Origin of the sequence: Curtobacterium sp. NPDC090223, assembly GCF_044746585.1 — a bacterium.
In the GTDB taxonomy this organism is placed as follows: Bacteria; Actinomycetota; Actinomycetes; order Actinomycetales; family Microbacteriaceae; genus Curtobacterium.
Genome location: NZ_JBIVCN010000003.1, coordinates 300296 through 312678, shown reverse-complemented (window position 1 = coordinate 312678; position 12383 = coordinate 300296). Strand labels below are relative to the sequence as shown.

Genomic DNA, 12383 nt, shown 5'->3' with positions numbered 1-12383 from the left:
TCCGGGCGGATCAGCACGGAAGAGGGGGTGGGCGTCATGGTGGACGCTCGGATCCTGCACACGACGGCAGCGCTGCGCGAGGCGATCCTCCGGCTCGCCGCGGACCGCCCCGTCTCCGAGATCACCGTCGCGGACGTCACCCGCGCCGCCGGGATCAACCGTGCGACCTTCTACTCCCACGCCGTCTCGCCCGGCTCGCTCCTGGCGGGCGTGCTCACCCCGGAACTCGACCGGATCCGCGACGACGACTCCGACGCGCGGCGGGCGGCGTACGAGCGCGGTGCCGACCGCGACGAGCTCGCCGCGATCACCCGCAAGGGCATCAACGCCGTCGTCGAACACGTCGTGCTGCACCGGGAGATCTACGTCCGGGCACTCCCCGACCCGAACGACGCGTCGCTGCACCGGCTCCTCGTGGAGCACTTCACGGTGTCGAGCGCGCTGCACATCCGGGAGCTCGACGCGGCCACGCGGCCCGAGCTCCTCGACGACGTCGCGGCGGGCTTCGTGGCGCAGGGCTTCGTCGGTGCGATCGAGGCGTGGCTCGCGGGCACGAGGCGCTCCCGGAAGGCCCTGGTCAACACGATCACCCGGTCGTTCCCCGCGTGGTGGAGCTGACCCGCGCGTAGTCAGCGCGCAGGTAGTCGTTTCGTGCGTAGGCAGTCGTTCCTTTCGACCCCCGACGCGCGAAACCGCTTCCCAGAGCGCGCGCAATGGGATCGAACGCGCAAGGCGCTCCCGACTCGGGTCAGTCCCCGGCCGGCTTCTCGCCCCGCTGCAGCGCGGTGACCGCATCGACGGAGTGCTCCACCAGCTCCGTGTCGCTGTCCCCGGTGACGCGGTAGTCCGCCGAGACGCCGTCCCCGCCGGTGCCGCTCGCGGGCAACCGGTCCCCCAGGCCGACGACCACGACACCGGCGTCGTGCGCGGTCTGCAGCTCCCCGGCCAGTGCCGAGGCGTCCTCGGCCTGGATGAGCAGGGCCTTCGCCCCGGTGCGGACGAGCTCCCGGACGGCCGTGCGCTGCGACGCCACGGGGTCGGCGCTCGTGGCGACGCGGACGTCCGGGCGGAAGCCTGCCTCGGTCAGCTCGGTGCGGAACGCGTCGGGCAGCGCGTCGGCGTCCGATGCCTGCAGCACCACGCCGACGACCGCGTGCTGGTCGAACCCGCCGTCGGAGCTCGTCAGGTCGGTGCTCTTGACGGGCGTCGGGGCCTCCGAGGTCGTCCCCGTGCAGCCGGCCAGCACGGCGACGGCACTCACCGCCAGCGCGGCGGCGGCCAGGATGCGGCGCACGGTTCCTCCTCGATACGGGTCTGCCACGCTACCCGTTCGGCGCGGCGGACGACGGCGGCGGCACCGGGCCGAGCCGCCGCACCGCGAACAGCCCCACGAGCGCGATCACGATCATCGCGGCGAACACCGACGCGAACGCGCCGGCGTCCTGCCGACCCCCGAGCGCCGTGAAGAGCAGCCCGGCGACCGCGAGCCCGACGACACTGCCGGCAGCGTCGGCGATGGTGAGGGCCGAGCTGGCGAACCCGTCGTCCCCTTCGCTGGAGAACCGGAGCGTCAGCATCGAGGTCCGCGGGTAGGCGACGCCCATCCCGGCGCCACCCACGAACCAGCCGGCCACGAGCACCCACACCGGCAGGTCGGCGACCGCGACGGCGAGGGCGGCGACCAGGCTGACCAGGACCAGGCCGAGCCCGACACCGAACGCACGGGCAGCGGTCAGACGACGCTCCCCCATCCGTCCGTGCACCCAGCTCGCACCCGCCCAGCTGAGCGCGGCGACCGTCAGTGCGAGGCCGGCGGCGGACGGGGAGAGCCCGTGCTGCGCCTGCAGCAGGAAGGGCACGTAGGCCTCGCTGCCGAAGAACCCGGCCGCGAGGACGCTGCGGAGGAGGACGACGGACGGCAGGCCCGGTCCCGCGGTGAAGGTCCGGCGGGGCAGGAGCGGGCGCAGCGCGAACCACGCACCGACGAGCCCGACCACGACCGCGGCGATCCGCAACACCACGGGCAGGTCCGGTGCCACGTTGAGGAGCAGCACGGCGACGGCAGCGGCGACGGACCACACGATGCGGCTGCGCTGCCACGGCGGCCGCAGTGCCGCTGCCGGCGGGTGCAGGTGCCGGAGCGTCGGGACGAGCAGGGAGAACGCGAGGACGGCGATGACGAGCGCTCCGGCGAACACCCAGTGCCAGCTGGCCAGCTCGGTGACGAGGCCCGCGATCGCCGGGCCGATCAGGGCCGGCACCACCCAGGCCGCGGCGAACCCGGCGAAGACCGGTCCGTGCAGGTCCTCGGGGAAGATCCGCGCGACGAGCACGTAGAGCACGACGTCGATCGCCCCGGCACCGAACCCCTCGACCAGGCGCCCGGCGAGGAACACCGGCATCGTCGGTGCGAGCATCACGATCGCCGTCCCGACGGCGAAGAGCGCGGCGGACACCCACGCGACCACTCGGCCTCCGGCGCGGTCGGTCCAGTTGCCGGCGAGCACCATCCCGGGGACACCGGCCGCCAGCGGCGCGGCGAAGCTCAGCGAGTAGAGGGTCTCCCCGTGCAGGTCACGGCTGATCTCCGGCATGACGGTCGTCATCGCCAGGTTCTGGAACGCGGCGACGGCCACGATGGCGACCATCCCGATGGTCGGGAGGGCGTACCCCCTGCTGAACAGGGTCGTCCTCGTCGCCGTCGTCGTCACTGCATCAGGCTAGCGGCGCGCGCCCGCCCTAGCGGCGCAGCGCCTGTCGCAGGTCCTCGACCAGGTCGCCAGCGTCCTCGATGCCCACCGACAGCCGGACGACGTTCTCCGGGACGGCGAGCTCGGTGCCCTTCACCGACGCGTGGGTCATCTCACTCGGGTACCCGATGAGCGACTCCACCCCGCCGAGTGACTCCGCCAGCGCGAACAGCTCCGTGGACTCCGCGAAGCGCTTGGCGGCGTCCGGACCCCCGGCGAGCGCCACCGAGAGCATGCCGCCGAAGCCCCGCATCTGCTTCGCCGCGACGTCGTGCCCCGGGTGGTCGCTGAGGCCCGGGTAGTAGACACGCTCGACCGCGGGGTCACCGACGAGCGCCTCGGCGACGGCCTGCGCGTTCTGCGAGTGCCGCTCCATCCGGATCGGCAGCGTCTTGATGCCGCGGATCGTCAGCCAGGCGTCGAACGGGGACGAGATCGCGCCGCCACCGAACTGCAGGAAGGCGACCTTGTCGGCGAGTTCCTGGTCGGCCAGGACGATCGCACCGCCGACGACGTCGGAGTGACCGCCGAGGTACTTCGTGGTGGAGTACGCGACGACGTCGGCGCCGAGCGAGAGCGGCTGCTGGAGGTACGGCGACGCGAAGGTGTTGTCGACGACCACGAGCGCTCCGGCGTCGTGCCCGAGTGCGGCGAGCGCCTCGATGTCGGCGATCTTCATGAGCGGGTTCGTCGGCGTCTCGACCCAGAGCACGGTCTGCGCCGGTGCGTCCTGCAGCGCGGCGCGGACCAGGTCCAGGTCGCTCATGTCGACGACGACGAGGTCGACGCCCCACGGGACGTGCAGCCGGTTCACCAGACGGTGCGTGCCGCCGTAGACGTCGTTGCCCATCACGACGCGGGCACCCGGGGACAGCGCCGCCCGGAGCAGGGCGTCCTCGGCGGCGAGGCCGGACGCGAACGAGTAGGCGGCGACGCCGCCGTCGAGGTCCGCGAGCATGGTCTGCAGCGAGTCGCGCGTGGGGTTGCCGGAGCGGGAGTACTCGTAGCCGTTCCGCATCCCCCCGATGCCGTCCTGCACGTAGGTGGACGTCAGGTGCAGCGGCGGGATCACGGCGCCGGTGGCGCCGTCGGGCTCTTGTCCGGCGTGGACGGCGCGGGTGCTGAACTCGGTCATGGTGCTTTCTCCAGGTCGGACGGGAGGCTCGGATCGCGTCGGTCGCGCACCGTGCGGTGGGTGCGCTGCCGCACTCACTCGGACAGGTAGGTGAGCAGGTCGTGTCGGGTGAGCACGGTCACCGGCTTGCCGTCCTCGACGACGAGCAGCGCGTCGACGCTCTCGAGCGCACGGCGGGCGGCGGACACCGACTCGCCGACGCCGATGAGCGGCAGCGGGTCGCCGACGAAGCCGGTCAGCGCGTCCGCCATCTTCGCGGCGCCGGTGAAGACCTGTTCGAGCAGGTCCTTCTCGGCCACGGCGCCGATGACCTCGCCGATCACGACGGGCGGCTCGGCGCTGAGCACGGGCATCTGTGAGACGCCGTACTTGGTCATGATGTCCACGACCTCGCGCACGGTGTCGGACGGGTGCGCGTGCACGAGGTCCGGCAGGCGGCCGTCCTTGCCGGCGATGAGCGATCCGACGGTGCGGGCGTCGTCGGTCTCGGCGAAGCCGTACGAGCGCATCCACCGGTCGTTGAAGATCTTGCCGAGGTACCCGCGGCCGCCGTCCGGCAGGAGCACGACGACGACGTCGTCCTCGGTGAGGTCGCGCGCCGCACGGAGCGCCGCGACGACCGCCATGCCGCTGGAGCCGCCGACGAGCAGCCCTTCTTCACGGGCCAGGCGACGGGTCATCGCGAAGGAGTCGGCGTCCGACACCGCGATGATCTCGTCCGGCACACCGGGGTCGTACGCGGTCGGCCAGAAGTCCTCGCCGACGCCCTCGACCAGGTAGGGGCGACCGGTGCCGCCGGAGTACACCGAGCCCTCGGGGTCGGCGCCGACGATCCGGACGCCGCCGTTCGAGACCTCTTTCAGGTACCGGCCGGTGCCGGAGATGGTGCCGCCGGTGCCGACGCCCGCGACGAAGTGGGTGATGCGTTCCTCGGTGTCGCGCCAGATCTCCGGACCGGTGGTCTCGTAGTGGCTGCGCGGTCCGTTCGGGTTCGCGTACTGGTTCGGCTTGTACGCGCCCGGGATCTCCCGCACCAGGCGGTCCGACACCGAGTAGTACGACTCCGGGTGCTCCGGCGGGACCGCGGTGGGTGTGACGACGATCTCGGCGCCGTACGCGGTGAGGACGTTGCGCTTGTCCTCGCCGACCTTGTCCGGCAGCACGAAGACGCACCGGTAGCCGCGCTGCTGAGCGACGAGCGCCAGACCGACGCCGGTGTTGCCCGACGTGGGTTCGACGATCGTGCCGCCCGGTCGCAGGTCGCCGGAGGCCTCGGCGGCGTCGATGATCCGCGTCGCGATGCGGTCCTTCGAGGAGCCGCCCGGGTTGAGGTACTCGACCTTCACCAGCACGGTGGCGCGGACGCCATCGGTGACACGGTTGAGCTTGACCAGCGGAGTGTTGCCGACCAGGTCGACGACGGAGTTCGCGTAACGCACGCGGTCGAGTCTAGGCGGCGGACCCGAGTCCCAGCGGAGCGTCCGGGTGCCTACGACGCAATCGGGGACGGGACCGTCGTGGCGGCGACGTGCGCCGTCACCGCCGCCGAGACCTCCGCGCGACGCCGGTCGATCACGTCGCCCATGTCGCGCGCCAGCGCGGGGGTGGACCGCACGATCTGGTCGAGGGCGGTGGCGGGCACGACCAGCACCGCGACCTCGGTGCGGGCGATGGCGGTCGTGAGCAGGGCCTCCCGGGTCAGCGCCGTCTGCCCGATGTAGTCGCCGGTCTCGACGCGGGTCGCGGGGAGGTCGGCGCCCTCGAACGGGACCCGCAGGTCGACGCTGCCGGACAGCACGAACCGGACCGCGGTGGGGACCGTCCCGGCGGTCAGGATGATCTCCCCCGCGGCGTAGCGCTCGAGCTTGACCACCGGACCGAGCGCGGACGCGTCGTCGCCGGTCAGGTAGATCGACGCGAGGGCGGCGTCACGCCGCTCGTCGGTGGTGAAGTCGTCGGTCGTGTCGCCGTCCAGCCCGAGGCCGGCGCGGCGCGCCGCGTACCAGAGCCACATCCGGAACGTGGCGAGGGCCTCGCCCTCTTGTGAGGGGCCGCGCACCTCGAACGCCAGGGAGTACGACGCCCCGCCGTTCGGCGTCGCACTCGGGACGGTGCCGGGGTAGAGCTGGGGCAGGCCGGACGCGACGCGCTGCAGCAGCGCGACCACCGCCGCCGGCGGGTCGTCCGTCGTGAACGTGACGTCCGTCGTGACCGGGAACGTGCCTCCGGTCCGGCTGAGGTTCGTGAAGGAGGCGCCGGCCAGCGACGAGTTCGGCGTGATCAGGATCCCGGACCCGGTCTCGATGTGCACCGACCGCCAGTTCACCTCGACGACCCGGCCACGCGTGCCGCCGACGTCGAGCCAGTCGCCCAGCCGGAACGGCTGTTCGAACAGCAGGAACAGACCGGCGATGACCGGACCGACCGCGGACTGCAGTGCGAGACCGATGACGAGCGATCCGACGCCGAGCGCGGTGAAGACGCCGCCGACGTCGGCGTCCCAGACCACCCGGAACACGAGCGCCAGCCCGAGCGCGATGAGCACGATCCGGCCGATGTCGACGAAGATCGACGGGATCTTCTCGCGCCAGCTGCCCTTCCGCGCGTTCGTGAAGAGCAGGATGTTCAGGCCGTTCAGCACGAACACGATCACCAGGAACCCGAGCACCGTGGCGATGATCCGGTTCGTCGTGAGCTGCCCCGGGTCGACCGCGTCGGTGACCTGCACCGACAGGATGAGGATCGCGATGAGCGGCACGACGGCGTTCCGCAGCAGCCCGATGATCTTCGACAGGTCGTTGCCCCGGCGCTCCAGTGTCGACTGCAGCTCGGTGAGCACCAGCAGCACCACCGGCAGACCGACGATCACGGCGATCGCGGGCCAGAACCAGGACTGCTCCCAGAACGCGGTCATGCGCTCGGCCGATCGAGCTTCCAGACCCGCTGCGGGCCGGACTGGGTCTGGACTTCGCCGACCTCGCGGACGTCGGCGCGGTCGCCGAGCTTGTCGACCACCCGCTGCGTCGCGTACACACCGGGGGCCGGGGCGATGCCCTGCACCCGGTACGCCAGGCTGACCGCGTCGCCCCACATGTCGTAGACGATGCTGGAGCGTCCGACCAGGCCGCTCGTCACGTGGCCGGTGTCGATGCCCGCTCGGAGCCCGATCGACGACCCGTGCTGGGCGTTGAACCGCTCGAGGACGCCCTCCGCCTCTGCCGCGAAGTCGATCACCCGGCGGACGTTGTCGACCCGCGGCACGCTGAGCCCGCAGCTGGCGAGGTAGCCGCTGCGCGTCGTGCGCACCCGTTCGATTCCGTGTCGCGCGGCCGCCTCGTCGAAGGACCGCCAGACGTCGTTGACGAGCGAGAGCGACTCCTCTGCGGTCAGGTCGGCGGCGAAGTCGTCGAAGCCGATGATGTCCGCGTAGACGACCGCGACGTCCTGGTGGTCCTCGGCGATGGTCTCGTCGCCCTGCTTGTAGCGGCGGGCGACCTCCTCCGGCATCAGCGTCAGCAGCATCGTGTCGTTCTGCCGTCGCTGCTCGTCGAGGAGGTCCTGTTTCACCCGGAGACTCCGCGACATGTCGTTGAAGGCGACTCCGAGGTCCCCGATCTCGTCGCCCTGCTTGACCTTGACCTCCACCCCGATCTCACCCGCGCTGACCCGGTTGACCGCGGTCTGCAGCCGGCGGATCGGTCGGACGAACACCTGCGCCAGCAGGAGCGAGAGCAGGCTGACGAGGACGATGATGCCGACCAGGGCGAGCCCGATGTTCCTGGTGAAGTCGTTCACCGGGGCGAACGCCTCGGACGTGTCCATCTGCGCGACGACAACCCAGCGCAGGCCGTCCACCTCGAGTGGTGCGTACGCGGCGAGGGTCTCCTTCCCGCGGTGGTCATCGCTGATCACCGTGCCCGTCTTTCCCTGCAGGGCCCGTGCCACCGGGGTCGTGGCGCTGCCGTGCTGAGGGAACCGGTGGTGCAGCGCCGGGGACCGGCGTGGGTCAACGAGTACCACGCGGGTCACATCCGTGTCCGGCGTTGCCGTCTTTCGGCCGAAGCCGTCGGCGGGAGCGTCGGGGCGGGGCCGTCGCACGGGGCCGTCGGGCGGGAGCGTCGGGCGGAGCCGTCGGGCGGGACCGTCGGCCGAAGCCGTCGGGCGGGGCCGTCGGGCGGGTCAGGCGTCCAGGGCGTCGACCGGTGCGTTCTGCTGTCGGTGCAGGGTCGCGTACGTGCCGTCGCGCGCGATGAGTTCGTCGTGCGTCCCCTGCTCCACGATCTGCCCGTGGTCCAGCACGAAGATCACGTCGGCGTCGCGGATCGTCGAGAGCCGGTGTGCGATCGAGATGGTGGTCCGCCCGCGCGCCGCCGCGTCGAGTGCGGTCTGCACCACCCGTTCCGAGATGGAGTCGAGCGCACTCGTCGCCTCGTCGAGGACGAGCACCGGCGGGTCCTTCAGCATCACGCGGGCGATCGCGATCCGCTGCTTCTCGCCGCCGGACAGCCGGTAGCCGCGCTCCCCCACGATCGTGTCGTACCCGTCCGGGAACGACGCGATCGTCTCGTGGATGTTCGCCGCCCGTGCCGCACGCTCGAGTTCCTCGAGCGTGGCGCCGGGCTTGGCGTACCGGAGGTTGTCGCCGATCGTCGCGTGGAACAGGTAGGTCTCCTGGGAGACGATGCCGACGTGCCGCATGAGGTCTTCGTGTTCGAGGTCCCGGACGTCGGCCCCGGCGAACCGGACCGAGCCGCGCGTCGCCTCGTAGAGCCGCGGGACCAGGTACGACACCGTCGTCTTGCCGGCGCCCGACGGCCCGACGAAGGCCGTGAACTGCCCCGGTTGGAGTTCGAAGGACACCCCGCGGAGCGTCGGCTTGTCGGCTTCGCCGTCCGGGTAGGTGAAGGTGACGTCGTCGAACGCGACGTGGCCGACGCGGGACTCGTCGACCTTGCCCGCGGTCGGCGAGTCCGTGATCGCCGGCTTCAGGTCGAGGTACTCGAAGATGCGGGCGAACAGCGCACCCGAGGTCTGCAGGTCGAGCACCACGCGGAGGAGCCCGACGGTCGGGAACAGCAGACGGGACTGCACCGTCGTGAACGCGACGATCGTGCCCGCGGTGATCGGGATGCCCCCGAGGATCAGGTAGGCGGCGACCAGGTAGATGATCGCCGGGATGATCGACAGGAAGATCTGGACGATCGCAAAAAACCACTGCCCGGACATCTGCTGGCGCACCTGCAGGGCGATCTGGTTCCGGTTCTCGTCCCCGTACCGGTGCGTCTCGGCGCGCTGCTGGTTGAAGCTCTTCGCGAGCAGGATCCCGGAGACACTCAGGGCCTCTTGCGTGATCGCGGTCATGTCCGACAGCGACTCCTGCGTCTGTCCGGCGATCTTGGCGCGGACCTGCCCGACCTTCCGCTGCGCGATGACCAGGAACGGCAGCAGGACGACCGCCACGAGGGTCATCTGCCAGCTGAGCAGGAGCATCGCGACGACCGCGGCGATGACCGTCACGGTGTTGCCGAGCACGGAGGAGATCGTGTTGTTCAGGACGCTCGCGACACCGCCGACGTCGTTCTGCAGGCGGGACTGGATGACACCGGTCTTCGTCCGCGTGAAGAACGCCAGTTCCATCCGCTGCAGGTGCGCGAAGAGCCGCATCCGCATCACGCCCATCACCTTGTTGCCGACGGTCGCCGTCAGGTACGTCTGCCACACGCCGACGCCGGCGCTGGCGATCCAGAGCAGGACCATCGCCGTGACGAGCCAGGCCAGGACGGGGATGTCCGGCGTGCCCGACTTCGGGAAGAGCCCGAGGTCGAAGGCCTTCTGCGTCAGCAGCGGCGGGATCACCGACAGTGCGGCGCCGATGAGCACCAGCACGGTCGTGAAGACGATCGCCCGACGGTGCGGGGCGAAGAGCCCCGCGATCCGCTTGAGCAGGTGCGGGATCTGCGGCGCTTGGGCGTTCGCGGCCTTCTGCGCGTCGAAGTCACCGCTCGAGATGCGGCCTCCGCGACCACCACCGCCACGCATCCCCGGCATGCTCATGCGAGCTCCTTCCGCCCGGCGCGACCGGACGGTCCGCTCACCGCAGCAAATGTATCCCCGCCGCGGGACGTCGTCCCGTCTGCTGCACGGATCCGTGGAATTGACCCCTGTTCGGGGCCGTGCGAGCATGACCCGTCCCGTTCCACGCACCACGAGGTCCCATGTCGTCCGCGCCGTCCCGCCCCGACCCGTCCAGCAGAGCCCTCGGCGCACCGTCGTTGCGGCACCAGCTCACCCGCCGCAAGCCGATCGACCAGCTGCAGGCCGAAGCGGCCTCTGGCGTGGACGGTGAACCGCTCCGCCGGACCCTCGGCGTCTGGCACCTCACCATGATCAGCGTCGGCGCCACGCTCGGCACCGGCATCCTCGTGGTGCTCGGTACCGCCGTCCCGCTGGCCGGGCCCGCGGTGTGGATCTCGTTCGTCGTCGCCGGGATCGCCGCCCTGCTCTCCGCGCTGTCCTACGCCGAGATGGCCGGCGCCGTCCCGACGTCCGGGTCGAGCTACTCGTACACCTACGCCACCATGGGCGAGGGCATCGCCTGGGTGTGCGGGTGGTGTCTCGTGCTCGAGTACGCGGTGTCGGTCGCCGCGGTCGCGGTCGGTGCGAGCGAGTACGTCGACGAGACGCTCCGGGTGTTCGGGATGCACCTGCCCGCCGCACTGTCGGCACCCCCGGGCGACGGCGGCATCGTGAACCTGCCCGCTGCGGCGCTCGTGCTCATCGCCACGGCGGTGCTGCTGCCGGGAGCCCGCGAGAGCGCCTGGGTGAACACCCTCATGGTGATCGTGAAGATCGCGCTCCTGGTGTTCTTCGTCATCGTCGCGTTCAGCGCGTTCCGTGCGCAGAACTTCGAGCCGCTGGCACCGATGGGCGCCGCCGGTGTCACCGCTGCCGCGTCCCGGCTGTTCTTCTCGTACATCGGTTTCGACGCCGCGTCGACGGCCGGCGAGGAAGCGAAGAACCCCCGCCGGGACCTCCCCCGCGCGATCATCGGGTCCATCGCACTCATCACGGCGCTGTACATCCTGGTCGCCATCGCCGCGATCGGCGCGCGGTCGTGGACGTCGTTCTCGTCCTCCGAGGCGTCGCTCGTCCGCATCGTCGTCGACGTGACGGGGCAGCCCCTCGTCGCCCTCGTCTTCTCCATCGGCGCCGTGATCGCGATCGCCAGCGTGGTGCTCACCGTCCTGTACGGCCAGACCCGGATCCTGCTGACGATGGCGCGCGACGGTCTGGTCCCGCGGGTCTTCGGCCGCGTCTCCCACCGGACGGGGACCCCGATCGCGAACACCCTGATCGTCGGGCTCGTCGTGACCGTCGTCGCCGCTCTGGTCCCCCTCGGCGAACTCGCGGACGCGACGAGCATCGGCACGCTCGTGGCCTTCGCGCTCGTGAACGTCTCCGTGATCATCCTGCGTCGGTCGCAGCCCGGCCTCGAGCGCTCCTACCGGGTCCCGCTCTTCCCGGTGGTCCCGATCCTCGGCGCGCTGAGCTGTGTGCTCCTCGCGGTCTTCCTCGGCGCCGGGACGTGGATCGCGTTCGGCATCTGGATGGTCGCCGGCGCCGCCCTCTACGCGCTCTACGGCCGCCGTCACAGCACGCTCCCCTGACCCGCGCCGCCCGCCCGCCGCGGCCGCACCCCGTGCTGTCGGAACAGCGCGTCGAGCCGCTCCGGGTCGACGAGGTGCCACCATGTGACGCGCACGAACCCCCGCACTTCGGGCAGTGCCCGCAGCCGGTCCTCACGGAGCTTCTCGGCCCAGACCGCATCAGCACCGGAGCGCCCGTGCAGCATCGACGCGTCTTCGTACTTCTGCCGCCCGTCGAACTCGACGACGACGCCGAGCGACGGCATCCAGAAGTCGACGCGTGCAGTGGACCCGTCCTCGAGTCGGAAGACGTGCTGCGGCTCGACCTCGTCGAACCCGAGCTCGACCAACCGCGCGGCGCAGTACGACTCGCCGACGGATTCGTGTCGTACGTCGCTCGCGGCGAGCACTCGTTCGACGTGCACCCGGCCGCGGCTGACCAGTCGGTCGGCCGCGCTCGCCACCGCTGCGCGATCGACGCCGCGTCGGAGTGCATCGTCGAGCAGGACGACTCCGGCGGCGAAGGGTGCGTCCAACGCTGCCCCGAGCGCGGTCTCGACGAGATCTGCCACCGGCACACCGAGGAACCTGTCCGACGCGGCACCGCTCTCGATCCGGGGCATCAGCGCCCGACGGACGCTGACCCCGGCGATCTCGTGACGAGCGCCCCCTCGTGGAGACACCTGCACCCGCTCGGGCCACCGCCCGACGTGCGCGAGCCCGCGGACCGCGGCTGCTGACAGGTGTGACAACGCCACGTCGTGGGGCAGCCGTGGTGCCACTGCCTGGATCAGCAGGAGGTGCCTGCTGCGGGGGTCGAGCGCATCCCATTCGTCCGGTCGGACGTAGACA

General features: G+C 71.3%; 10 protein-coding genes. 2 read left to right on the top strand and 8 right to left on the bottom strand.

The features are described 5' to 3' along the window. Positions 1 to 36 precede the first annotated feature (36 nt). Positions 37 to 618: a TetR/AcrR family transcriptional regulator gene (locus tag ACIPJY_RS08960; RefSeq protein WP_400462164.1), complete on the top strand. Its 582-nt coding sequence runs from the start codon at positions 37 to 39 to the stop codon at positions 616 to 618. Between the two features lie 130 nt (positions 619 to 748). Here ACIPJY_RS08960 and ACIPJY_RS08955 read toward each other — a convergent pair whose 3' ends face one another. The 7 genes from ACIPJY_RS08955 to ACIPJY_RS08925 all read right to left on the bottom strand — a co-directional run bounded on the left by ACIPJY_RS08955 (position 749) and on the right by ACIPJY_RS08925 (position 9933). Continuing rightward, a complete protein-coding gene (locus ACIPJY_RS08955) occupies positions 749 to 1294 on the bottom strand; it encodes a hypothetical protein (RefSeq protein WP_400462161.1) in 546 nt (181 codons plus the stop codon). Positions 1295 to 1322: 28 nt separating this feature from the next. Continuing rightward, the gene (locus tag ACIPJY_RS08950; RefSeq protein ID WP_400462158.1) at positions 1323 to 2711 is read right to left on the bottom strand and encodes an MFS transporter; all 1389 of its coding nucleotides are present in this window, start codon (positions 2709 to 2711) and stop codon (positions 1323 to 1325) included. Positions 2712 to 2739: 28 nt separating this feature from the next. Continuing rightward, positions 2740 to 3885 (bottom strand): cystathionine gamma-synthase, encoded by a 1146-nt coding sequence (locus tag ACIPJY_RS08945; RefSeq protein WP_400462156.1) that lies wholly within the window; start codon positions 3883 to 3885, stop codon positions 2740 to 2742. A gap of 74 nt (positions 3886 to 3959) precedes the next feature. Next, positions 3960 to 5324: a cystathionine beta-synthase gene (locus ACIPJY_RS08940; protein WP_400462153.1), complete on the bottom strand. Its 1365-nt coding sequence runs from the start codon at positions 5322 to 5324 to the stop codon at positions 3960 to 3962. A 50-nt stretch (positions 5325 to 5374) separates the two neighbouring features. Beyond that, entirely contained in the window at positions 5375 to 6799 is a 1425-nt protein-coding gene (locus ACIPJY_RS08935; protein WP_400462150.1) for a mechanosensitive ion channel domain-containing protein, read from the bottom strand. Then, entirely contained in the window at positions 6796 to 7797 is a 1002-nt protein-coding gene (locus ACIPJY_RS08930) for an adenylate/guanylate cyclase domain-containing protein (RefSeq protein WP_400462147.1), read from the bottom strand. The genes ACIPJY_RS08935 and ACIPJY_RS08930 overlap by 4 nt, the downstream gene beginning before the upstream one ends. Before the next feature lie 267 nt (positions 7798 to 8064). Next, a complete protein-coding gene (locus ACIPJY_RS08925) occupies positions 8065 to 9933 on the bottom strand; it encodes an ABC transporter ATP-binding protein (protein ID WP_400462367.1) in 1869 nt (622 codons plus the stop codon). A gap of 167 nt (positions 9934 to 10100) precedes the next feature. Here ACIPJY_RS08925 and ACIPJY_RS08920 point away from each other — a divergent pair, with 167 nt between their 5' ends. Further along, positions 10101 to 11552, top strand: a complete 1452-nt coding sequence (locus tag ACIPJY_RS08920) for an amino acid permease (RefSeq protein WP_400462144.1) — start codon at positions 10101 to 10103, stop codon at positions 11550 to 11552. Here ACIPJY_RS08920 and ACIPJY_RS08915 read toward each other — a convergent pair. Then, on the bottom strand, positions 11534 to 12103 hold the full coding sequence (locus tag ACIPJY_RS08915) for a hypothetical protein (protein ID WP_400462142.1): 570 nt from the start codon (positions 12101 to 12103) through the stop codon (positions 11534 to 11536). The two genes, ACIPJY_RS08920 and ACIPJY_RS08915, sit on opposite strands and share 19 nt — an antisense overlap. Positions 12104 to 12383: the final 280 nt, after the last annotated feature.

Bases quoted from the DNA above. Each gene is read 5' to 3' on its own strand.
- ACIPJY_RS08960 (WP_400462164.1), top strand. From the start codon at position 37: ATGGTGGACGCTCGGATCCTGCACACGACGGCAGCGCTGCGCGAGGCG.
- ACIPJY_RS08935 (WP_400462150.1), bottom strand. From the start codon at position 6,799: ATGACCGCGTTCTGGGAGCAGTCCTGGTTCTGGCCCGCGATCGCCGTG.
- ACIPJY_RS08945 (WP_400462156.1), bottom strand. From the start codon at position 3,885: ATGACCGAGTTCAGCACCCGCGCCGTCCACGCCGGACAAGAGCCCGAC.
- ACIPJY_RS08920 (WP_400462144.1), top strand. From the start codon at position 10,101: ATGTCGTCCGCGCCGTCCCGCCCCGACCCGTCCAGCAGAGCCCTCGGC.
- ACIPJY_RS08925 (WP_400462367.1), bottom strand. From the start codon at position 9,933: ATGCCGGGGATGCGTGGCGGTGGTGGTCGCGGAGGCCGCATCTCGAGC.